This window comes from Cryomorphaceae bacterium (genome assembly GCA_007695365.1).
In the GTDB taxonomy this organism is placed as follows: Bacteria; Bacteroidota; Bacteroidia; order Flavobacteriales_D; family SKUL01; genus SKUL01.
On sequence record REDV01000099.1, the window covers coordinates 14,713 to 37,700 of the forward strand.

Here is a 22,988-nt window from a genome sequence, read left to right on the forward strand (position 1 = left end):
TTTATTACGCATAGAGCGGAGCAAAGCGCAGCAATCAGGTGTTGGATGGCCCTGAAAAACGACGGCGCAAAACGGCTTTTTGCAGACAGCGTTTGAGCACAAATTCGCTAAGGCGCGCCGCCGGATCAGGGTGCCGGAGGGCTTCGCGAAACTGGTTTTCCGGAAGGTCAACGCGATAAAAGGCTTGTTGTAACCCTGAGGAAGGGCCTTGTAGTAGCTCGTGTACAGCGTTGTACACCGTCTGCCAGATTTCCTGCCGATGCAGATCTGCCAATTCACCTTCGGGAATGGCCAAAGGCTCAAGGTTCAAATCGCGCGCTACCTGGTTGAGGGTTTCGCGCAGCAACGCGCTACTCAAATCGTGCAGAACAGGCGCACCCATGGTCAGTAATTAATCCATCTCTTGCGCACCAATCTCTGACGCTCATCAGGCTCGGGCATGTAACGGATTCGCAGGCTCACCGTGCGGTCAACACCCTGCGCTTTGGCCTTGAGCTTGTGTGTTTTCAACTGACCTTTTTCGTTTTCGCGCTCTACCACAAGGGTCACATTGTCGCCTTCCTTGTATCGCTGCTTGAACAGTTCAACTCCGTCAGAAAAGTTCTCCGGGCTCAGGTCAATAGCGTTAATGCTCACCAGCATATCGCCTTTTTGAACGCCAAGTTCGCGCCCAAAGCTATTGATGCCGATGGAGGTTACTATTTCCATTCGGTTGCGCTCTTTGTTTTTGCCCGGCAGGAATCCGCCCAATGTCAACTCACGAATTTGCAGATTACGTTGCAGCTGCACGCCGGCTTTCAACAGGTATTCCTCCAGGGGCAGCGGTTCCGGCCCTTCCACGTATCGCCGGAAAAATTCGCGAACCTCGGGGAAAGTCATTTCAGCAATCACGTCAAAAAGCTCTTCGTCCCAAAAGTGGCGGTCGGGCCCGTATCGCTCTGAGAGCCTCATCATCAGCTCAGGCAGTCCGTATGCCCCATCAGAAAGATCGCACAGCAAAAGGTCGAGGCACATACCGATCAACGCCCCCTTCATGTACACGTTCATGTATTGGTTTTTGTGTACATCGAGTGCCCCCAAACTGAGTTCGGTAAAGGGCAGGGTGTCGTTAAATCCTGAGGCCTGGCTGATTTTTGAGCGGATGGTGCTTAAGAATTCATCGGGGTCAATCAGGCCCTGCTTCACCTGCATGTGGTGCGACGTGTATTCGGTAACCCCCTCGTAAAGCCAGAGATGACGTGACATTTGCGGATTGTTGAAGTCGTAATCGTGAATGTGCTCAGAGTGAATGTTGAGCGGTGTCACAATGTGAAAAAACTCGTGCGCCACCACATCCTGAATGGTTTTGGAGAGATAATCCCGACCCATTTCGGGCATCACAAACACAGTGGAGTAAAAGTGCTCCAGCGCACCAAATCCGCCGGAGTTCCCCATACCTTGCATCAGGCTTATCAGCACCACGTACTTCGGAACGGGAAGCGCTCCACCCAGGTATTCCTTTGCGCCAAACATAATGGGCTCTAGTTTCTCCGACACGAAGGCAGCATCCAGTGAGCCTCCGGGCGAGTATATGGCCACCTGTACCTCGGTTTCGCCCACCATAAAGGAGGCCGTGTCGGGACGCGCGTACATAATGGGCGAATCGTGAAAATCAAAGTATCCCTGGGCCGTAAAAAGGTCGGTGGTATCATTGAGCGCCTTGCGCTCCAGTGCCGAGGCCCCATAAAAATCGGCAGGTCGCACCACCTCAAAAGCGTAGTTTTCATCTTTCAGGCCTTCAAAATAGCCCACCATGGCAAAGGAGTTAAACAGGAAGGTGCGATCCAGCTCGAAGCGCGTACCGGCAGGTTCGAATACTTTCTTTCCGGCGGGGTCGGTAAAGGTGGGCGCAGCAAGATATGAGAGGTGGCTTAGTTTGTTGCCCTTCGGAATCATCCAGCGGTTTTCATCCAGCCGAACCACAGCGAGCGTATCGCCATGCAAATCGTAGGCCTTCACCTGACGGAGCATGTTTCCGAAATCGTAAATGCTGTAGGTGCCCGGAACGATTTTCGGCATGGCATAAATCAGGGTATCCATACCGTGATGACCCGGCGCTACTGTAATGGCCAGCATGCCGTCCTGCAATTGCGTGATGTCGGTTTTTACGCTGACGGCGTTTTGCGCGTTGCCATAAAAAGCAACAGAGGCAACGAGGAGAGTAAGAATGAGTTTGCGCATGACAACATTAAATTTTGATGCAAGGTAGTTGGTGTGCTCGTGGCAAATGTCGTTTTTTGTTACCAAAGGCCACTCGCTTAGATTAGTGGTATGAACCCAAACTGGTCATTAGAGAATCTATTTCAGGCATAAATCAATTTGAAATCAGACGCTTCGAGAAACGGCTGATTGCTTTTGTGCTTTCAGCAGTCATGACGAAATTTTAATGACCATTTCGGATTAAAACAAAAACAAGACCAATGGCGGGAGGACGTCCACAACCCAAGGAATACGGAGAATGGTACGCCGGTTATGTGGAGGCTGTAAAGGCAACTGATGCCCTGTCAGCCCTGCAGGAGGCCTCCGATGCTCTGGATAAGGCAATGGGTGATTTGGGCGACATGCCAGGGTCTTTCACCTATGCTGAAGGAAAATGGACACATGCTCAACTACTTCAGCACCTGATAGACGCCGAGTGGATTTTCTCGGTGAGGGCCTTGCGCACCGCCCGTGGCGACCAAACGCCTATGCCGGGGTACAACGAGAATGATTATGCCTCCGAGCCGGTGACCGTCGATGTCGCAACATTGCTCAACACTCTTCAACACTTGCGCTCATCAACCATGGCTCTGTTCGGGACTTTTACCGGTGAAGTCTTCACGCGAACCGGAACCGCAGATTGGCAGCAGGTCTCCGTTCGGGCGCTGGCATTTATCATTGCCGGACACCAGTTACACCACCTCAAGGTGTGGTATGAGCGCTATTTTTCCTTATTTCGCAAGATATCATGAAATTGCTATCACACAGTTTTTTCAAATGGCTGGCGCGACTCAACAAGGCGCTCCTGCCCAGCTATTACAAGCGTGATTTGCGCAGGCTAAAAACGCGCGACAAAATCATCATCGCTTACAAGGTTTGGGTGGTAAAAAAGATTTTGCCCTGATATCTTTGGCACCGCAATTGCGAATTCCGAATTATGAAACCATGTTTATTTATTTTGTTGATATGTGCGCCGCTCTGGTCAATGGCCCAAAACCCTGTTGGTGATATTGTTGTGCGCATCAGCGGTATGCCAAACGGAAAAGGAGTGGTGAAGGCAGCGCTTTTTGCGGAGGCAGAGGGCTTTCCGAACGACTGGAGCAATGTATTGCAGAAAAACCAGGTTGGCGCGTCGGAAGATACCGTTCAGATTGAGTTTCGGCAGCTTCCCTATGGTAGCTATGTGGTAAGCGTTTTTCACGATAAAAACATGGACGGTGAGCTCAATACCAATGAAAAAGGAGTACCTACGGAGGCCATCGGATTCTCCACCAATCCCAAAATCCGTTTTGGCCCACCCAAATACGAGCGTGCCACGTTTGAATTGAATGAACCTGTGCTCCGCATGAATGTAGAACTGCAGACCTACAAAACCCGCGAAGAGTAGAGACCGGGAAAATTTTTCACAAAACGGCTTGGATTGATTTCTTTTCGTTACATTTACAGTCCAACCACTACACTACGCCCACCCAAAAAATACCAGCCGGGCGATTCTACTCTTCATTGACCGTTCTGGTTAATTGAGTTTTGGTTATGCTTATTGCTTTTGTTTCCGCCCGGCTGGTTTTTTCCTCAAGCACTGACATCCCGCGAAAGGTTCTATTTTTGGCCAAACGCACGCGCATGATACAGCTCAGGGCTACCCTGTTTTTCATGATTTTTTCGGCGCCTGTTCTGGCGCAGGTTACCTTTCCGGTAAACGGTCCGCACGATGAGCGAAACATGCCGCACGTGCTGGTAAACGCTACGCTGCACATCAGTCCGGAAAAGGTAATTGAAGGCGGCACCCTTGTTATTCGCGGCGAACGCATTGAGTATGCCGGAGCAGATTTCAAAGCCACGGAAGGCGCACGCATTACCGACATGAGCGGAAAACATGTGTACCCTGCCTTTATTGATCTTTACGCAGATTATGGCGTGCCGGAAGCCCCCAAAAAAGACCGTCCTTCCGGTCCGCAATACGAACGGAAAGCCAACCGCCCCACCGCCTGGAACGATGCCCTTCATCCGGAATTCGCTGCTGCGGAGCATTTTTCGCCCGACGAAAAAAAGGCAGAACAGCTCAGGAAGCTGGGGTTTGGTGCGGTGCTCTCCCATAGACACGACGGCATTTCCCGCGGAACAGGAGCTCTTGTGTTTACCGGCGATGGCAATGCCAACAAACAATTGATGCGCTCCCGGGCAGCATCGTTTTTCTCCTTTCGCAAAGGCAGCAGCACGCAGCGATACCCTTCGTCACTAATGGGAGCCATCGCCCTGCTTAGACAAACGCATTACGACGCGCGCTGGTACACTGATTCAGGCCCCAAACTGGAGCGCAACACCTCCCTGGAAGCATGGAACCGCAACCTCGAGCTACCACAAGTTTTTACCATCACTGAGAAAAATGACATTCCCCGGGTGAAGAAAATCGCCGAGGAAACCGGAATCAACTTCATCGTGAAATCTGCCGGTGATGAGTATCAGTGGATGGACGAAACCGTTCGCTCCGGCTTCCCGCTGATTGTACCACTGAACTTTCCTGAAGCTTACGATGTTTCGGACCCTTACAACGCACGACTGGTATCTCTGCAGGAGCTCCTTCACTGGGAAAAAGCCCCCGCCAACCCAGCATTGCTTCACGAACGCGGGCTGAAATTCGCCTTTACCGCTCACGGCCACGAAAAGCCCGCAGATTTTTTCACCCATCTGCGCCAAACCGTGCAGTATGGCCTGCCCGAGGATATTGCGCTGGCTGCCCTCACTACCGTGCCTGCACAAATGATGGGCGCCCGGGATGAACTGGGTACCCTGAACCCTGGCTCACGGGCAAACCTGCTGGTGATGACGGCCCCTCTTTTTGAAAAAACCTCGGAACTGCTCGAAACATGGGTACTAGGCGAAAGACATCAGCACCGGGATTTTGAGGCGCTGGACGTACGTGGTGTGTACAACCTGAATCTCGACAACCACTTCTACACCATCGAGGTAAAAGGAAAAGCCAACAGTCCTGAGGCCCGCCTGATGAAGGTGGACGGAAGCGACACCACCTACAGCAAAGTTTCGTTTTCGGTGCAGCAAAACCTGGTGAGCCTGGCCTTCAATCCAAAAGATGAACACTACCGTGAAACCGTGCGTTTTTCTGGAAACATTCACACCGAAAGCCGCATTTGGGAGGGCAAAGCGCACCTGCCCGACGGCACCTGGTTTGCCTGGACAGCCATTCGTCAGCGCGTGGCCAAACCCACAGAGCGAAAACGAAAAGAGCCTGTATCCATTGACTCGCTTGCGGCCATGCGCAATCCCTATCGCGCCTGGGGCCTGGATACGCTTCCGAAAGCAGAAACACTCTGGCTGAAAGGGGCCACCATCTGGACCTGCGACATTGAGGGAGTGATTGAAGGCGGCGAAATGCTCATTCACAACGGAAATATTGTGGCCGTAGGAAAGCGCCTCGATCCTACTGCGCTAATCGGGGGTAAGAACATGTCTATTCGCACGGTTGAGCTCCGGGGTAAGCACATCACACCCGGTTTAATTGACGAACATTCGCATATTGCCATTTCGCGGGGAGTGAACGAGGGCACCAAGGCCAGTAGTGCAGAAGTGCGCATAGGAGATGCGATCAACCCGGACGACATCAATATTTTTCGTCATCTCTCGGGAGGTGTAACTACTGTTCAGCAGCTGCACGGATCGGCCAATCCCATCGGAGGGCAGTCGTCTATTGTAAAAATGCGCTGGGGCCAACCCGCTGCCGGACTTGTGTTTGAAGGCGCACCCGGCTTTATCAAATTTGCGCTGGGCGAAAATGTAAAACAAAGCAACTGGGGCGACCGCGAAACCATTCGCTATCCGCAAACGCGCATGGGTGTGGAGCAGGTCTTTTACGACCATTTCCTGCGGGCAAAGGCCTATCATGAGGAGCACAGCAGCGTGAGCCGGGAGCAAGGGCGGGGATTTCGTCTTTTCCGGCGCAAGGAACAGGAGCCGAATCACAGCATCCGCACGGACCTGGAACTAGAAGCCATTGCCGAAATTCTCCACTCCGAGCGATTTATCTCCTGCCATAGTTATGTGCAAAGCGAAATCAATATGTTGATGCACGTAGCCGATTCATTCGGTTTCAGGGTAAACACCTTTACGCATGTGTTGGAGGGCTACAAGTTGGCCGACAAGATGCTGAAACACGGTGCAGCGGGATCTACTTTTTCCGACTGGTGGACCTACAAATTTGAAGTGAACGATGCCATTCCGTACAATGCAGCACTCATGCATGAGCAGGGTGTGCTGGTGGCCATGAACAGCGACGACGCCGAATTGGCGCGCAGACTGAACCACGAAGCCGCGAAGGCCGTGAAATACGGTAGTGTGAGCGAAGAGGAGGCCCTCAAAATGGTGACCCTCAACCCTGCCACCATGCTGCATCTCGAAGACCGCGTTGGAAGCCTCAAAGCCGGCAAGCACGCCGATTTTGTAATCTGGAGCGACCACCCCCTCAGCATATACGCCAAAGCCGAGAAGACCTATGTTGATGGTCGGTGCTACTTTGACAGGAGTAAGCTCGACGTCATGGAAAAACGCGATCAGGCAGAAAGAACACGTATCCTCCTGAAAATGATGGATGCCAAAACAGGAGGAAGCGACAAAAAACCCTCTCCCAATCCAAACGACAAAGACTATCACTGCGATGATGTGGACGAAGAGATTTAAGGCACTGCTTGCGATGGCCCTCGCTGCCCTTGCTGTACATGCACAACCCGCACCTCCTCAAAAAGGAAGCGTGCTGATTTTGGGTGCGCACGCCCATCTCGGCAACGGAACGGCCATAGAGCAAAGCGCTGTGGGCTTTAGAGATGGTGTGATTGATTTTGTTGGAACGGCCAATCGCGCACCACGCGACCAGTACGACGAGGTGATTGAAGCTGCAGGGAAACACCTGTATCCCGGTTTTATCGCTGCCAACACCACCCTTGGCGTGAGTGAGATTGACGCCGTACGGGCCACGCGCGATTACAACGAAACAGGCGAATACAACCCGAATGTGCGGACGCTCATTGCCTACAATCCAGAGTCGGTGGTGATACCCACCACCGTTCGAAACGGAGTGCTCCTGGCGCAAATTTCACCGCGAGGAGGACGTATTGCCGGAACCTCATCGGTAGTGCAACTCGACGCATGGAACTGGGAAGATGCCGTGGTTCGCGCCGACGACGGGGTACATATCAACTGGCCTGCGATGGTGAGTAAAACGGGCTGGTACGGTGATTTCGGAAAGTTGGAAGCCAACAAGGAATCGGAAAAAGAACTCGAAAAGCTCAATCGCTTTTTTAATGATGCAAAAGCTTATTGCGAGGCTCCTGGCAATCAGGTAAACCTAAGGTTAAAGGCCATGTGTGGTGTGCTTAAGGGCTCACAAAATCTGTACATCCACGCCGACCGTGTAAAGGACATCGCTGCGGCCATTCATTTTTCGCGCAGGCACAACATCCCCAACATGGTGATTGTAGGTGGCTACGACGCACACCTCATCCCCGAAATGTTCCGGGAACACAAATGCGGATTGATGCTGGGGCGGGTACACGCACTGCCTCAACTTCCCGGCGACCCCATTGAGCTCCCCTACCGCTTGCCTGCCATTTTGCGCGATAACGGCGTGTCATTTGGGTTGAGCAACCACGGCCCTCATGAAAGGATGCTTCTGCGCAATACACCCTTTAACGGGGGCACGGCAGTTGCTCACGGATTGCTCTACGAACAAGCCGTTCAGGCCATGAGTCTCGACCTTGCAGAAATTCTAGGAATTGCAGATCGCTACGGCTCCCTCGAAGTCGGAAAATCAGCCACTTTGTTTGTTTCAGATGGCGATGCACTCGACGTGAGGGGAAATAACCTTACACACGCCTATATCGACGGAAGATCTATTTCATTGACTAACAGACAAGAAGAACTTTTTGAACGTTTTAAGCGTAAGTATTCAAAATAATTTGTATAACTTAGCCCATCTCGATTAGTAAACCAAAATAATTTTACACTGATGGCTAGACGCAAAAAAGGTCCGACTGAAAGTTTGCCGGGCGAAAAATGGAAACGCCTCCACCATGTGGAAGGCGAGGAGATTGTTCCTATTTATGAAGTCTCTAATATGGGGCGTGTTCGCCGCCTGGAGAAAGACGGCGTGGTGCGCGTGATGGTTCAGGGAACCATAGCGGGTTATCCTTACGCGGTAATCAAGTATCCCGACGGACGGCAACGCAACCGCTACATTCACAGGCTGGTGGCTCAGGAGTGGATCACACCCAAGGATCATTACCACAACTTTGTGATTCACAAGGATTATGATCGCAACAACAACAGGCTTGAAAACCTTGAGCTGGTGAACCGACGCTCCTTGTTTGAGCACCGTAAAAAGTCGCCCATTCCGCGCAAGCGGCGAGCGAAAGGCTACAAGCTGAACGAAACCAAGGTAGCCCGTATCAAAAAGCTACTGCAGGATGAGCATTTAAAATTGAGCATGATTGCCCGAATGTTCGGCATCACGCACACTCAGCTCAACCGCATACGCAACGGTGAAAACTGGGCGCATGTTGAGGCTGCCGAAGATTAATAATTAGCCTTTTTTAGTAACGCATTTACACGCTGAAACCGAGCGCCTCACGCACTCGGTTCAGTGTGTTTTGTGCCGTAGTGCGGGCTTTGGCAGCACCCTCTGCCAGCTTTTCTTCTATCATGCCTGTGTCAGACATGTATCGATCAAAGTCAGTACGGGCTTCCCGAAATTGATCGAGCAGCAGTTCCAGAAGCTCTTTTTTGGCGTGGCCGTAACCCAGCCCACCCTGCAGGTAGCGGTCGCGAAGGGAATCTCTTTGTTCCTTCGTGGCAACCAGTTCATACAGCTTGAATACGTTGCAGCTATGCGGGTCTTTGGGCTCTTCCAGGGCAGTAGAGTCGGTAACAATGCCCATCACCTGTTTTTTCAATTCCTTTTCCGGGGCAAAGATTCCGAGGAAGTTGTTGTAGGATTTGCTCATTTTTTGTCCGTCGGTGCCAGGTACCACTTTAACCTGCTCGTTAATCACGGCTTCGGGCACCACGAGGGTATCATCACCATAGGCCCGGTTAAAAGCGCCGGCCAGGTCGCGGGTTATTTCAAGGTGCTGCTTCTGGTCCTTACCCACCGGTACCTCGTGGGCGTCGTACAACAGGATATCTGCCGCCATGAGTACGGGGTAGGTAAACAATCCTCCGTTTACCTCGGCCAATCGGTTTTGCCGGTCTTTAAACGAATGGGCGTTTGCCAGCATCGGAAAGGGTGCCATGCAGTTTAGGTACCAAGTTAGCTCCGTTACGAGGGTCACATCGCTTTGGCGGTAAAGCACGTTTTTGTGGGTGTCGAAACCCAGGGCCAGCCATGCAGCGGCCACGGAAAGGGTGTTGTTGCGCAGCGTTTCGGTATCGCGGATGGTGGTAAGCGAATGCAGGTCGGCGATAAACAGGTAGGCCTCTACATCGGGGCGGTTGCTCATTTCGATGGCAGGCAACATGGCTCCCAGCACATTTCCAAGATGCGGCACGCCCGTGCTTTGAATTCCTGTGAGTACGCGTTTCGTGTGCGACATGGCCAAGGGTTTTGAGCGCGCTAAATTAGAAAGTTCGGTTGTTTTGACGGTGGGTAGGAAAGGATACTGGTTGACCCGAGCCACCTTTGAGTGGTTGGCCTGAGAAGCCGCACCAAAGAACGGGTTAGGACGGCATTGGCAGCAGCCACACATTTCAGCTCAAGTACAAAAGACCATTAGACACAGTGAGTCCTTACGCGCAACATCCCACGACCTCAGCAGGCAACCACACCCTTCAACCCTTCCCCTGCCCGATTCGCTGCTGCCAGTTCCACGCATCGCGGAGGGCATCGGCCATTGTGCGGGTGGCGCGCCAGTTCAGTTCTTTTTCCGCGCAGGATGCATCGGCATAAATGACAGGAACATCTCCCGGACGGCGCTGAGCATCCACACAGCGCACCTTTACTCCGGTCACTTCCTCAAAGGTATCTACCACTTCCTGCACGCTTTGCCCCTTGCCGGTGCCAACATTGAAGACCTCTACCCTGCCTTCCTCGGCTTTTGAAAGCCACCCAAGTGCGCGCACGTGTGCCTCGGCCAAATCCATCACATGGATGTAGTCGCGGATACAGGTTCCGTCCGGGGTATCGTAATCGCGGCCAAAAATGCTCAGCTCCCTGCGCATGCCCGCGGCTGTTTGCGTAATAAAGGGAACGAGGTTGTTGGGCACCCCCAGTGGCAATTCACCAATCTCGCCCGAAGGATGCGCCCCGATGGGATTGAAATAGCGAAGCAAGGTTGAGCGAAGCTTTCCATCAGCCGCGGCCGCATAGTGAATGGCCTCTTCGCAAACCTGCTTGGTGTAACCGTAGGGCGACATGGCCGGTTTTACGGGTGCGTTTTCGGTAACAGGCAGCGAGTCGGGCACACCATAAACCGTACACGACGACGAGAAAACGAGGTCATTCACACTGAACTCAGGCATCACCTGAAGCAAGGCCGTGAGTGAGCCGATGTTGTTCTGAAAATACTTCACCGGCTGCTGCACCGACTCACCCACGGCCTTGAACGCCGCAAAGTGAATCACCCCCGCAGGCTGGTGATCACGGAAAACGGTTCGCAGCGCTTCCACGTTGCAGCAATCGGCCTCCAATAAATGCACCGGGGTGGCAGCCAGCTTTCGGATACCCTGCATCACTGCGCGCTCAGAGTTGCTGAAATTATCCATGACCACCGGCTCATAGCCCGCCACCGAGAGCGCCACTGCCGTGTGCGACCCAATAAAACCAGCTCCACCAGTTACCAAAATCTTTTTAGCTGCCATTTGTCGCCAAAATTAGCATTTCTCCATCCTGCCGGCCAACATGGGCGAAAGTGTTAAATTCGTGCGCTGAAACAGAAACAGTGCAGTTTACGGAAAAAGACATTCAGCAACTGGCCGCACGAGGCATCACGGCAAACCAGGCCGCTGAGCAGGTTACCCAGCTCCGCAAGGGCTTTCCGGGTATCAGACTCACCGGTCCGGCCCTGGTGGGCGACGGTATTGTGGCCCTGAGCGAAAGCCGAGCAGATGAGTACATGGAGTCATTCAACGAGGCGGCAACCCATCTCAACCTACTGAAGTTTGTGCCGGCATCGGGAGCTGCCACGCGCATGTTCAAGGCACTTTTTGAAGGTGGTGATGGGCAATCGGCCGAAAGAAAAGAGGTCCGCGAAAACATACGCGAGTTTGCTTTTTATCCCGCCTTGAAACAAGTTGCCGAAAAACAAGGAATCGGCGAAGGTCAATTGGCTTCCCTCCCCAGCCAGAAATTGTTCAACCTGATGCTAGAACCCGACGGAATGGGATTTGGGCAGCTTCCCAAAGGAATGATTCCATTTCATCGCTACGGGAATACGGCCCGAACCGCCTTTGAGGAGCATTTGCACGAAGGGCTCCACCACAGTTGTGGGGTTGACGACAAAGTGCGGATCCATTTTACCGTTCAGCAGGATTTTCTGGCAGACATCCAGGCGAAGTTGCAAAGCGAAGCGGATGCCATCAGCAGCAAAACCAGCAAGCAGTTTGAGCTTTCGTTTTCGGTGCAATCATCGGCCACAGACACGCTCGCCATTGACGCCAACGGAGAACCTGTGCGCAATCCTGACGGGAGCTTGCTTTTTAGGCCCGGCGGGCACGGGGCACTGATTCACAACCTCAACGCTTTGAGTGCAGAGCTCATCTTTGTTAAGAACATTGACAATGTGGTGAGCGATCGGCACAAGTATCAGGGCATTCGTTACAAGATGGTACTGGCGGGGCTGGCATTGGATCTACACCGGCGCATTGTTAAATATCAGCGCGCCATTGCCCTTGGCAGAACGCCCGTGGAGCTTTGCCGCGAAATTCAGCATTTTTTGCAGGAATACTTCTTTTTGGAAACGCCCGAAGGAATGTGCAACCGGGGCTCTCGCCGCGAATTTGTCGCATGGGTGCATCCCATTTTAAACCGCCCCTTGCGCGTGTGCGGCATGGTTCGCAACGAAGGTGAACCCGGGGGCGGGCCGTTTTGGGTGCACGATGAGCACACCGGGCGCAGTTTGCAGATTGTTGAGAAATCTCAAATCAATACAACCGACGCCACCCAGCGGGATATGCTTGAGGCGGCCACCCACTTCAACCCGGTTGACCTTGTGTGTATGACCCGCGATTACACGGGTAAGGCCTACAACCTGCTGCAATTTGTGGATCCGCAAACCGGCTTTGTGAGCGAAAAAAGCCACCAGGGTCAAACCATTCGCGCACTGGAGCTGCCCGGCCTCTGGAATGGCGCCATGGCCAACTGGAACACGGTTTTTGTGGAAGTTCCGGCCAGTACATTCAGCCCGGTAAAAACGGTAAACGACCTTTTGCGGCCGCTGCACGGCTAGGATCGAGAATCTATCCGTTAATCAGCGTTCCACGTTGTGCGAAACCGTTTGAGGTGGTTAGCCGCTTCTCTTGAGAATAATACTCTCACAGAGCTATCTGATGCTTATTGCAAAAAGCCATTATTATTCCTCCAGATGTAGATAATGATCAGAGTGACCACAAACCAAGGGGCATGGATAATTCGAAACGATGCCCTCTGTATCTCCTCGCATCGGACATTCTTCAGTCATGGCCTCCGGCAGTCTGTGAATTTTCATCAACATTGAATGAGCTTCACGCGGAGAACTTCCTGGCAAATCAACCGTAACTCGGGTGAGTTCTACCGAAACCATGTTGCAATCTCCCATATCCAGAAAAGGACCGACTTCAGATAACATAAAGTCGGCACAGAAACTAAACAGGCTTGCAGCTTTCAGCCTTCTGCACGCTGCCTGAGCCGATTCGCGGTCCAGTGCTGATACGAGACCACCCCTTTCCATCAATAGGTAAGGTCTTGAATCGGGGTGTATTTCCTTGCTATCAGCATCAATAGCTACTGCCATGAGGGTAACATAGGCATCGCCGGTAGCTCCACTGATTGCCGATGCCGATTCAGTCATCACATTGTAAATCCTCAATCCTTCAGCCCCATCAACAAGAGCCAATTGACGCAGAGCTTTAATACTCATGTCAATCGAGCTAAATCCAGGTATTGCATTTTCAATGGATTGATCATCTTCATCACTCGGTGGAGGATCTTTCGGACGATCTTCTGACCACTGGCACGCCTGCAACATCGACATTGCAAGCACCGCAAGAAACAAAAGTTTACGCATGGCATTCAGTGTTAGGTTGGTAATTGGGTGAAAGTACGTATATTTCCTCAAATTCCAAGCTGGTGCAGCCAAAGACATTTCAAAGACGAGGTTTCAAGGTGTCGGAACATTCCATTCGCACAATCATCGTTTTGACCTTTTGTATCATGCTGTTGCACCCTGTAAACTTATTTTCCCAACAGTCTGACGCGGAATCCGATCCCATTGCAGACGCCAACATGGCCCGACGTGCCGGTGATTTTAAATCTTCCATTGCCATTCTAGAAAACGCGCTGAAAGCAATCGACAATAAAACAACAGACCTTTATATCGTTGACCTTCAGCTGGAACTCGCAATGTCCTATCACTACGCCAACCATTACAGCAAGGCGCTTGGGGCCTTGCTCGAGGCCGAAACAGTATTGCAAACCCTAAACGCACCGGCACATACCGGGCAAATGCACAACCATATAGGCTCTCTTTTTCAGACTTTTGGCGAGCTAGATAAAGCCGCGCTTCGCTACCAACTTGCACTACAGTCCTTTCGAGAAATAAACCACGAGAAAAACCAGGCGCAGTGCTTCAACAATCTCGCTGTTCTGGCGCTCGATGGTGAAAACCCTCAACTCGCGCTGGCCTACCTGGATAGCAGTATGGTGCTTTGGCAATCACTCGGTGAGAAACACTGGCAGGCCCTAACTTCCATTCACCGGGGCTCTGCCTACCTACAGCAAAATGCACCGGAACGGGCGCTTCAGCACTTCGAAACCGCCCGGTTGTTTTTTCGCGAACACAAAGATGACATTTCGTACAGCATACTTCTGTGTAAACTGGGCGAAACCGAATCGGCACTCGGAAATCATCAGAATGCATTAAAATTGTGCGAAGAAGGGCTGGGAGTTGCTCAAAGAGTTGGTTTTCTGCGCATTCAACGCGACTGTTGCAACTGCCTGTACAACAGCAATGTTTTTCTGGGAAACAGCAAGCGTGCTCTCAATTACATCACGCTGGAGCTTATGCTGCGCGACTCCATTCAAAGCGAAGAAAAGGCCAAGGAAGTAGTGCGACTGGAAATGAGCCACGCGTTCAGGCAGAAACTGGTTACCGACAGCCTGGCTTTTGTGCAGCAAATTGAAATAGAAAAATCGGAAGTGGCTCGACAAGATGCAGAGCTCCGCGCGCGAAGAAACCAGCAATACGGCCTCAGTGGCGGCTTGTTCCTGGCCGTGATTTTCGCAGGCGTGGTGTACAACCGCTACCGGATTATTGAGCGGCAAAAGGAAATCATCGAGCGGCAGAAAAAACTGGTTGACGACCGAAACGCCATGGTTACCGAGAGCATTCAATACGCCCGTAGGTTACAGCGCGCCATTTTGCCACAACAGTCACAATTTGAAGAACTTTTTCCCAAAAGTTTTTTGATTTATCGGCCGCGAGATATTGTGGCCGGCGACTTCTTCTGGGTACATCAATCAGGCAACACGGTCCTGTTCGCAGTGGCCGACTGTACCGGCCATGGTGTGCCCGCCGCTATGGTCAGTGTGATTTGCTGCAACGCGCTCAAACAAAGCATCCATCAATTTCCCGAAGCTAACCCGGCACAACTACTCAATATGGTGAGAGAGGCCGTGATTCAGACATTTGCCCAAAGCGAGCGCGAAATGAACGAAGGCATGGACATTTCGCTCTGTGCTCTGAACGGCAATCAACTTCTCTGGGCGGGATCCAACAGACCGCTGTATGTTTTCCGCGGAGATCAATTTATCGAATTCAAGGGCGACAGGCAGCCCGTGGGCAACGCACCCATTCAGCAGCCCTATGGCTTGCACCAGCACGAGGTACAACCGGGCGACAGAATCTATCTTTTCAGCGACGGTTTCAGCGATCAGTTTGGTGGCGAGTACGGTAAAAAATTCAAAACTGCCCATTTCAAGGCCATGCTACTCGAAATTCAATCTCAATCGATGTCGGCACAAGCAGTGCACATGAACCGCGTTTTTGACGAATGGAAAGGCTCCCGATCGCAATTGGATGATGTGTGTGTGATGGGAGTGGAGGTTGGGTGAGGTGTTAATTCGACAAATTGGCCATTGTTCCGATGAGGACAAACCCGGACGGTACAGTAAGGCCTTTTCCTTTCCGTAAAAGAGCCCTGCCCGAAGAAGACAACTTCGCAACTCCTTTTATCATCCCTTCGTTGAGGCATTTCTGGGAAAAACCCAAATTCCTTCATGCGCCCATGCAACGAAACCCAACGTCATACTGTTCAGCCATCAGAATCCCGAAATGACCATCCGATGAATTTCCTGAAAATTCACTTCAACAAACCCAATTTTCTCTGGATCTTCCTGATCCTTCTTTCCCTGACATCGTGTCGCAAAGACTATGACAAGTCCTCGGAGAACACTCAATTCCCCGGTAATCAACCTTATGCCGTTACGGTCAACGGCTCGGTAATGGGCATGGTGCTCAACCAAAACAGCGTTCCTATGTCGGGCGCGGTGGTTAAAGCGGGCAATCACCAAACCACCACCAACACCGATGGTATCTACGTTTTTCACAACATTCCCCTCAACCAGAAAGGGATGAATATTCGCGCCAGCATCAACGGCTTCTGGAGCTCCAGTCGTGTGGTGTATCCTCGCCACAACCACATGCACCACGTCACCCACACCATGTTACAGCGATTCCAAACCGGGCAATTCAGTGCTGCCGATGGCGGCGAAGTAGATCTCAGCGACGGCACTTCCCTGGTTTTTGGCCCCAACAGTATCGCCCAATCTACCGGCGAGCTATACAGCGGAACTGTATCCGTTGACAAGCGGCGCCTCAATCCTGACAACCCCCTCACGGTGCGTTATGTGCCCGGTATGCGCGGCATCAACCAGGATCAGCAAGAAGTAGCGCTGCAATCCTATGGCATTTTGGCCGTGGCATTGCAAACGCCCTCCGGCCAGCCCCTGAATCTCGCCGAGAACCAAACGGCCACCATCACCTTTCCGGTTCCGCAATCCATGGCAGGCTCCGCGCCCGCAACCCTCGGTTTGTACCGCCTGGATGAGGTCAACGGACAATGGCTTCACGAAGGCGAAGCGCAGTTGCAGGGCAGCAGCTATGTGGGCGAAGTGAGCCATTTCTCTTACTGGGGAATTTTTGACGACTTTGACGGTGTGATGCTTGAAGGTACACTTGTGAACCAGGCCGGAGCACCCGTGCCCAATACCACTGTGACCATTCTGGACGCCGACGGACCAGGATGGGAGACCACCCAAACCGATGCCGACGGAAACTTCAATGTACTCGTTCCGGAAAACCTCAATCTCAATTTGATGGTGAGCAACCTGTGCAACGTAACCATCTACGCACAGGCCCTCGGTTCCATTTCGTCCGATACCGACCTCGGAAACATTACCGTCAACGAGTCTGAAGCAGGCTTTTCACAGATATCCGGAAACCTCGTAAACTGCGATGGCAATCCCGTGTCGCTCGCGTCCGTTCAAATCTGCTGGCAGCAAGGTTGCCAGAGCCTCATGGTAATGAACGGCTCCTTCGACGTGGCCTTCTCATGGTGCGATGCTACTGCCTTTACGGTTTCGGTCTTTGATTTTGGAAGCGGCGAAACCGCTCAACTTACCGTCAATGCCGACAATACAATCAACCTCGGAACGGTGCAGCTTTGTGACAACCCCGCCGACGAGTTTATCAACTTTACCATTGATGGGGTGAATGTGGCCTTGCCCAACCCCTACCAGAGCATTGTGGACAATCAGAGCCGTGTAAACGCGCAAAACTCAAGCTACTCTTTTGAAATGCGCTGGCCGGTGGAGGGTGTGACCAATTCGGTTTTCAGCAACAGCGAGGTACAATGGCAATACTCCTACTACACCACCCCCGATACCTCTTTGCAGTTTCAATATGCCTCCTGCGGGTTGGGCGAATGCGAAAATCTCACCTTCACGCTTACACAGGTAGAAGCTGTGGGAGGATATATTGAAGGAACCTTTGAAGGAACCCTCGATTTCAGCAACGGATTTCAGGGCGTAACACCCAATGCGCCGCTATCAGGATCATTTCGTGTACTCAGATCTCAATAACTGTTTTGGTTAAATGACGGAAGTAGAGCTACTGAACGGGTGCATGAATGGCGAGGCGCACTGCCAGCAAGCACTGGTGGTGCGCTTTTCGCCCATGCTCTTTACGGTAGCAAAAAGGTACACCGGAAACGACAACGACGCCCACGACGTGCTGCAGGATGCACTGGTGAAAATACTTACGGCTTTGCAAAAGAACTACGAACACCGAAACAAACTGGAGCCCTGGATGCGCTCTGTAGTCATTACCACCGCCCTCAATGCGCTCGACAGAAGCTGGGTGCGGCGGGAAAAGCAAAGTGAGGTGCTCAATGACCTGGCGCAGGTAGAGCCCACAACCTACGCAAAACTCGGAGCCGAAGAACTCCTGAAACTGATCGCAGCCCTGCCCGATGGCTACCGGCAAATCTTTAACCTGAGTGTGATGGAAGGCTACTCACACGCCGAAATTGCCGACATGCTGCACATTACCGAAAGTACCTCGCGATCGCAACTGCTCCGCGCCCGTCGCATGCTTCAGGAAAAAATTACCGAACTTGAAACTGTACGATTATGAGTGATTTTGAACAACATCTGCGCAACCAGCTCAGCCAATACGAAAGTCCGGTGGATACCGGCGCCGTATGGGCTGGCGTGCAACAAAAGATGGCAAGCGGAGTCAAGGGAGGCTTTGCTCTTTCATGGTACATGGGGGCCTTGCTGGTGCTGCTGATTGCCGGAGGAATTGGGTGGGGACTTCACGCAGCCCAAAACCATGCTACCGCCTTGTATGAGCCCCGCAATACAGAAGCGCTGGCGTGGCTCAACGTTGATGATTTCGAAGCGGAAAGTTCCATCGCAACCCTGCCCGGGGAGTTGGAAAACGAACTGATTGCTTCAGCAGAACACACCCATGCTTCTGCACAACCCGCTTCAACACGTATCGAAACAACAAACCATCACACTGACCATGCCGAGCCACAACCGGAAAAAAGGTTGAATACATTGCCATACACTCCCGGAGACGACGCGGAAACCGTGGGCGGTTCCAAACCCATGATCAACCCCGAATCTGAATATGCAACCGGCCGGGCCACTAAACAGACAAGCGCTGAAAGTGGCGAAGCGAAAACGTCTGACCTGTCGTCAAAGGCTTCATCAGCTCCGTCAGCGCCGTCGGCTCCAACTCAGACTTCCGCATACAGTCGTTTGAACACCATGCCCACGCGGTGGGCCACAGCTTTTGGCCTCAGCACCCGGGAACCATCGCTCATGGGCGGACCGTGGGAAATGCCCGAATGGGAGCACCCCGACAAAGAACCTGAGCCAACGGGAAAATGGATGCTTCGCGGCGGCATTGGAGCCGGGCTGCCTGTACGCCAGCTCAGCGCTCAGGAAAGCGCCATGGAAAGCTATACGGAGCGCCGCAACCAAACCGAAACACCCCTCGATTTTATGAGCGCTCACCTGATGGTGGGCATGCGTCTTTCGGGCGGGTGGTACGCCATGACGGGACTCAACATCACGCAAATAACCGAGTCCTTTCACCTGCGCATGCGCACCGAAGAGAGCACCACCGTGCCCGTGATTTCGGAGATTTTTATCAACGCCAACGGCGATTCTCTGCTGACCTACCAGGACGCCGAAGCAACCATAGTGAGAGAAACAGAAATGAATCATTACAACCGCTACACCCTGATTGACGTGCCGCTCTTTGTAGGTCACGAGTGGCAACGCGGGCGCTGGTTTGTTGCGCTCGAAGGGGGAGTAATGTTCAATCTGTCGCTGCGCGCCTCGGGGAGCGTGCTGGCATACGATGAAGTACCTGTTCGCCTCGAAAATTCGGGCATGATTCGTTCAAGGGTCAACTTCAGCTATGCCGCACAATTGCGCCTCGGATACCAATGGTCTCCCCGCTGGCGCGCAGAGATCGCCGCTTCCTATCGCGCCATCCCCGGGTCTATGCTCTCAGATGATGCCCAAAAACAGAATTACCACCTTCCGGGACTGCAACTGGGATTGCGCTACCAGATTTTTAACCGCTAAACAACTTAATCCAACATAAACAGTCAATTTAGTATCCATCTTACCAAACCCAACAACATGAAACCACTACAACTCTTTTTCGCGCTGCTTTTCCTGAGTGGAACCGTATGCGCCCAACCCGGAATCTGGTTCTCAGGCCAGGTGACCTCACACCCCAATCAGGCATTCGACGTTATTCTTGCCGTTTACTCAGATCCGGTGGTGAGCACTACCCTCACCGTGGATGAAAACGGCGTGATCTCTCCAACCTTTGTAGAACTGCCTTCACCCCAGTGGACCGCCGCAGAAATCATTTTCTCCAACTGCCAGGATGCCGTGGTTACCCACGTAATTCCCAACGATACAGTGCAGGATATGTACAACGTTTTCGTAACCTTCGACTACTGCTACAACGCACCGATACCCGGCTGCACCGACCCCCAGGCCACCAACTACAATCCGGTGGCCACAATGGATGACGGTAGCTGCACCTACGAATGCGCCTTCAATGAACTCACCCTCCAAATGACCGGTGGTGAAATGCTGCCCGACAGCGCAAACATTTTCTGGTTGTTTTTTGAGAACAACAGCATCCCCATCGCCGAAGGCCCAACCTACGCAAACCAATCCCCGCAAACCATCTGTGCGCCCGACGGCTGTTACATGATGGCATTTGGCGCAGTTCCCTTTGGCTGGGACGGCGGCTACACCCTCTCCCTCAACGGGGTGGAAATCGTTTCCGGGGTGCTCGCAGGTGGGCAAGGCCCGCACACTGTGATTGTAGAAAGCGAATTGCTGGGCTGCGACCCCAACAGCGCGGTTCCCGGTTGTACCGACCCGCTTGCCAACAACTACAACCCGCTTGCAACGGTGGACGATGGCAGTTGTGAATACAGCGATTGCGCCTTTACACCGCTCACGCTGAGTATGACCGGTGGAGCAACCCTTGAAGATTCAGCCTACGTATATTGGTCGTTCTCGGTGGGCAACAGTGTGCCTGTGGCAATAGGACCACACTATGTAAACGACACCACACATGCTATCTGTGCGCCCGATGGTTGCTACTTTTTGCACTTTGGTCCTGTACCCGAAGGTTGGGACGGTAGCTATTCCCTCTCCGCAAACGGGGTGGAAATCGCTTCCGGTGAACTGGCCGGTGGAGCAAGCCCGCAATCGGTTTCCGTTTTCTCAGATCTGCTCGGCTGCCCTCCAACCGAAATCCCCGGCTGTACCGACCCCGCAGCCTACAACTTTCACCCCACTGCTACGGTGGACGATGGATCGTGTGAGTACCTTGACAACTGCACCTTAAACCCGGTTCAATTGGTGATTGCCACGCAAATGTGGGCCAGTGAGGTTTCGTGGAATCTCGTGCTCGATGGCGAAACCATTCTCAGCGGAGGAGGCTATGAAGACTACTCAGGTTACGTGCACAACCTCTGCCTCACCGATGGCTGTTACCACCTTGAGATGTTCGACTCCTTTGGCGACGGCTGGAACGGTACAACCTACACGCTTCAGGACAGCCTTACCGGTGAAATTTACGCATCCGGAAGCCTCAATGCAGGCAGTAGCGGCATAGCACTCCTTCCCTTAAATGAAGAATGCGAAGTGGAATGTGGCGAGCTGTCATTTGAATTCATAACCTCCCCGGACTCCTTGCTGGGTTGTGTTGTGTTGACGGAAGCCTTCTACACGGGTGACGACCTCTCGGGCATTATTGAGTGGGATTTTGGCACCGGTTCTCCGCCGAACAACTGGTCAGGGTGGACGAGTGGATATCAATACAGCTTCAACGGAACGTACACCGTTTGTGTAACCTACACCACCGACTACTGCGTGTTGCAATACTGCGATGAATTTGTGGCCTCAGGCTGCGGAGGAACCCTGTTGGGCTGCACCGATCCCCTGGCACTCAACTACAACCCCAACGCCACCGCCGATGACGGTAGCTGTTTCTACGCCGATTCCTGCGCCACCAACACGGTGCTCTTTTCGCTCGAAACCGAACTCTGGGCACCCGAAATTTCATGGAGCCTGCTGCACAACGGCAATGAAGTGGCCTCGGGCGACAACTACCAGAACTTTATGACCTACACCGAGTGGCTCTGCCTGGAAGACGGCTGCTATACCCTGGTGATGCATGACTCCTGGGGCGACGGCTGGAACGGGGCACAGTACGAAATCACCCTCGGAAACGAGGTGCTCAGCGCAGGAACCCTCGACGACGGCAGCTTTGGATATGCTGAGTTCGACATCAATACCCTGAACTGCGAGCCCATCATTGCAGGTTGTACCGATCCCGAAGGAGATAACTACAACCCCGATGCTATCCTCGACGACGGAAGCTGCACCTACGAAAACTGCAACCACAACGAATTGGTGCTCGAAATCAGCGTAAACACCACGAATACTGACACATCCTCTTTTGCGTGGATTTTTGGAGTCAACAACAGCGAACCTGCAGAATACGGGTACTTTTACGCCACCAGTGGCTCTCAAAGCTACGCCATTTGCGCTCCCGACGGCTGCTATGGCTTGATTTTCTCGCCTGTGGACGAAGACTTTGAGGGGAGCTATACCCTGGTGATGAATGGTGCCGTGATTTCCTCAGGCGATTTTGACGGCGGCCAGTCGTTCTGGAACTTCCCCGTAGAGTTGGGCGACGATGTAGATTGCCCCACCTACGAATTTCCGGGTTGTATGGACCCCGCGGCGCTGAACTACAACCCCTACGCCAACGTGGACGACGGCACCTGCCAGTATATGTTTGGCTGCAACATTTACTTTGTGGTATCGCCCGACACCACCGGCGGCAACACCGTGTGGATTACGCCCTCGCCCAATATCTACAACGCCACTGAGTTGCTGTGGGACTTTGGCGACGGCAATACCAGCACCGACCTCTTCCCCATTCATACCTACAGCGGCGATGGTCCCTATTTGCTCTGCCTCACCGTAACGCTCGACGACCCCGACAACGCCGGTTTCTGCACCGTAACGTTCTGTGCCGAGCTCACCAACGAGATGATCAATCCGCCGGGCATGGGCGCGGGCTTTACCATCAATGTGGTAGATCCCGGAAACATTACCGGAACCGAGGAGCTTGCCAATACCCTGGATATGAATCTATGGCCCAACCCCACGCGCGACATCACCACTGTGCAGTTCACGCTCAGCAGCCCCGACCTGGTGGCCCTGGAGTTGTACGACGTATCCGGAAAGATGCTGCAGCAGCGCAGTTGGGCGGCCTCGGCGGGCGAGAACCTGCTTCAGCTTGACCTCGGCTCCCTGCCAGCGGGCATGTACCTGCTGCGCCTCACGGGCGACCAATACCAGCAAAGCGCCCGACTTGTAAAGCAATAAACCCAAACCATTACCTACTACTCCTTAAGCCGGCCCTCCCCAACGA

General features: G+C 52.9%; 16 protein-coding genes. 11 read left to right on the forward strand and 5 right to left on the reverse strand.

Going from position 1 to position 22,988, the window contains the following annotated elements:
- Window positions 1-34: 34 nt before the first annotated feature.
- Entirely contained in the window at window positions 35-382 is a 348-nt protein-coding gene (locus EA392_10615) for a hypothetical protein (GenBank protein TVR38236.1), read from the reverse strand.
- A gap of 2 nt (window positions 383-384) precedes the next feature.
- Window positions 385-2,286: a peptidase M61 gene (locus EA392_10620; GenBank protein TVR38237.1), complete on the reverse strand. Its 1,902-nt coding sequence runs from the start codon at window positions 2,284-2,286 to the stop codon at window positions 385-387.
- A gap of 173 nt (window positions 2,287-2,459) precedes the next feature.
- Here EA392_10620 and EA392_10625 point away from each other — a divergent pair, with 173 nt between their 5' ends.
- The 5 genes from EA392_10625 to EA392_10645 all read left to right on the forward strand — a co-directional run bounded on the left by EA392_10625 (window position 2,460) and on the right by EA392_10645 (window position 8,824).
- Window positions 2,460-2,990, forward strand: coding sequence for a DinB family protein (locus tag EA392_10625; protein TVR38238.1), 531 nt, complete (start codon window positions 2,460-2,462; stop codon window positions 2,988-2,990).
- Between the two features lie 185 nt (window positions 2,991-3,175).
- Window positions 3,176-3,625: a DUF2141 domain-containing protein gene (locus EA392_10630; GenBank protein TVR38239.1), complete on the forward strand. Its 450-nt coding sequence runs from the start codon at window positions 3,176-3,178 to the stop codon at window positions 3,623-3,625.
- 236 nt (window positions 3,626-3,861) lie between these two features.
- Window positions 3,862-6,930: an amidohydrolase gene (locus EA392_10635; protein TVR38252.1), complete on the forward strand. Its 3,069-nt coding sequence runs from the start codon at window positions 3,862-3,864 to the stop codon at window positions 6,928-6,930.
- Window positions 6,931-6,943: 13 nt separating this feature from the next.
- A complete protein-coding gene (locus tag EA392_10640) occupies window positions 6,944-8,203 on the forward strand; it encodes an amidohydrolase (protein TVR38240.1) in 1,260 nt (419 codons plus the stop codon).
- A 51-nt stretch (window positions 8,204-8,254) separates the two neighbouring features.
- Window positions 8,255-8,824, forward strand: a complete 570-nt coding sequence (locus EA392_10645) for a hypothetical protein (protein TVR38241.1) — start codon at window positions 8,255-8,257, stop codon at window positions 8,822-8,824.
- 25 nt (window positions 8,825-8,849) lie between these two features.
- On the opposite strand, the gene trpS is transcribed toward EA392_10645, so the two are convergent.
- Both trpS and galE read right to left on the reverse strand, forming a co-directional pair.
- Window positions 8,850-9,836: a tryptophan--tRNA ligase gene (trpS, locus tag EA392_10650; GenBank protein ID TVR38242.1), complete on the reverse strand. Its 987-nt coding sequence runs from the start codon at window positions 9,834-9,836 to the stop codon at window positions 8,850-8,852.
- A 235-nt stretch (window positions 9,837-10,071) separates the two neighbouring features.
- Window positions 10,072-11,100, reverse strand: a complete 1,029-nt coding sequence (gene galE / locus EA392_10655; protein TVR38243.1) for a UDP-glucose 4-epimerase GalE — start codon at window positions 11,098-11,100, stop codon at window positions 10,072-10,074.
- Between galE and EA392_10660 the strand changes: the two genes are divergently transcribed.
- Window positions 11,094-12,686 (forward strand): DUF4301 family protein, encoded by a 1,593-nt coding sequence (locus EA392_10660; GenBank protein ID TVR38244.1) that lies wholly within the window; start codon window positions 11,094-11,096, stop codon window positions 12,684-12,686. The genes galE and EA392_10660 overlap by 7 nt on opposite strands.
- A 123-nt stretch (window positions 12,687-12,809) precedes the next feature.
- Here the strand turns inward: EA392_10660 and EA392_10665 are convergent, their stop codons facing one another.
- Complete coding sequence (locus EA392_10665; GenBank protein ID TVR38245.1) at window positions 12,810-13,580, reverse strand: hypothetical protein; 771 nt, start codon at window positions 13,578-13,580, stop codon at window positions 12,810-12,812.
- A 68-nt stretch (window positions 13,581-13,648) separates the two neighbouring features.
- Here EA392_10665 and EA392_10670 point away from each other — a divergent pair, with 68 nt between their 5' ends.
- The 5 genes from EA392_10670 to EA392_10690 all read left to right on the forward strand — a co-directional run bounded on the left by EA392_10670 (window position 13,649) and on the right by EA392_10690 (window position 22,942).
- Window positions 13,649-15,547: a hypothetical protein gene (locus tag EA392_10670; protein TVR38246.1), complete on the forward strand. Its 1,899-nt coding sequence runs from the start codon at window positions 13,649-13,651 to the stop codon at window positions 15,545-15,547.
- Window positions 15,548-15,712: 165 nt separating this feature from the next.
- Window positions 15,713-17,575, forward strand: coding sequence for a carboxypeptidase regulatory-like domain-containing protein (locus EA392_10675; GenBank protein TVR38247.1), 1,863 nt, complete (start codon window positions 15,713-15,715; stop codon window positions 17,573-17,575).
- A gap of 13 nt (window positions 17,576-17,588) precedes the next feature.
- A complete protein-coding gene (locus tag EA392_10680; protein ID TVR38248.1) occupies window positions 17,589-18,128 on the forward strand; it encodes a sigma-70 family RNA polymerase sigma factor in 540 nt (179 codons plus the stop codon).
- Window positions 18,125-19,597, forward strand: coding sequence for a hypothetical protein (locus tag EA392_10685; GenBank protein ID TVR38249.1), 1,473 nt, complete (start codon window positions 18,125-18,127; stop codon window positions 19,595-19,597). Before EA392_10680 ends, EA392_10685 begins: the two co-directional genes overlap by 4 nt.
- A 57-nt stretch (window positions 19,598-19,654) precedes the next feature.
- Entirely contained in the window at window positions 19,655-22,942 is a 3,288-nt protein-coding gene (locus tag EA392_10690) for a T9SS C-terminal target domain-containing protein (protein TVR38250.1), read from the forward strand.
- Window positions 22,943-22,988: the final 46 nt, after the last annotated feature.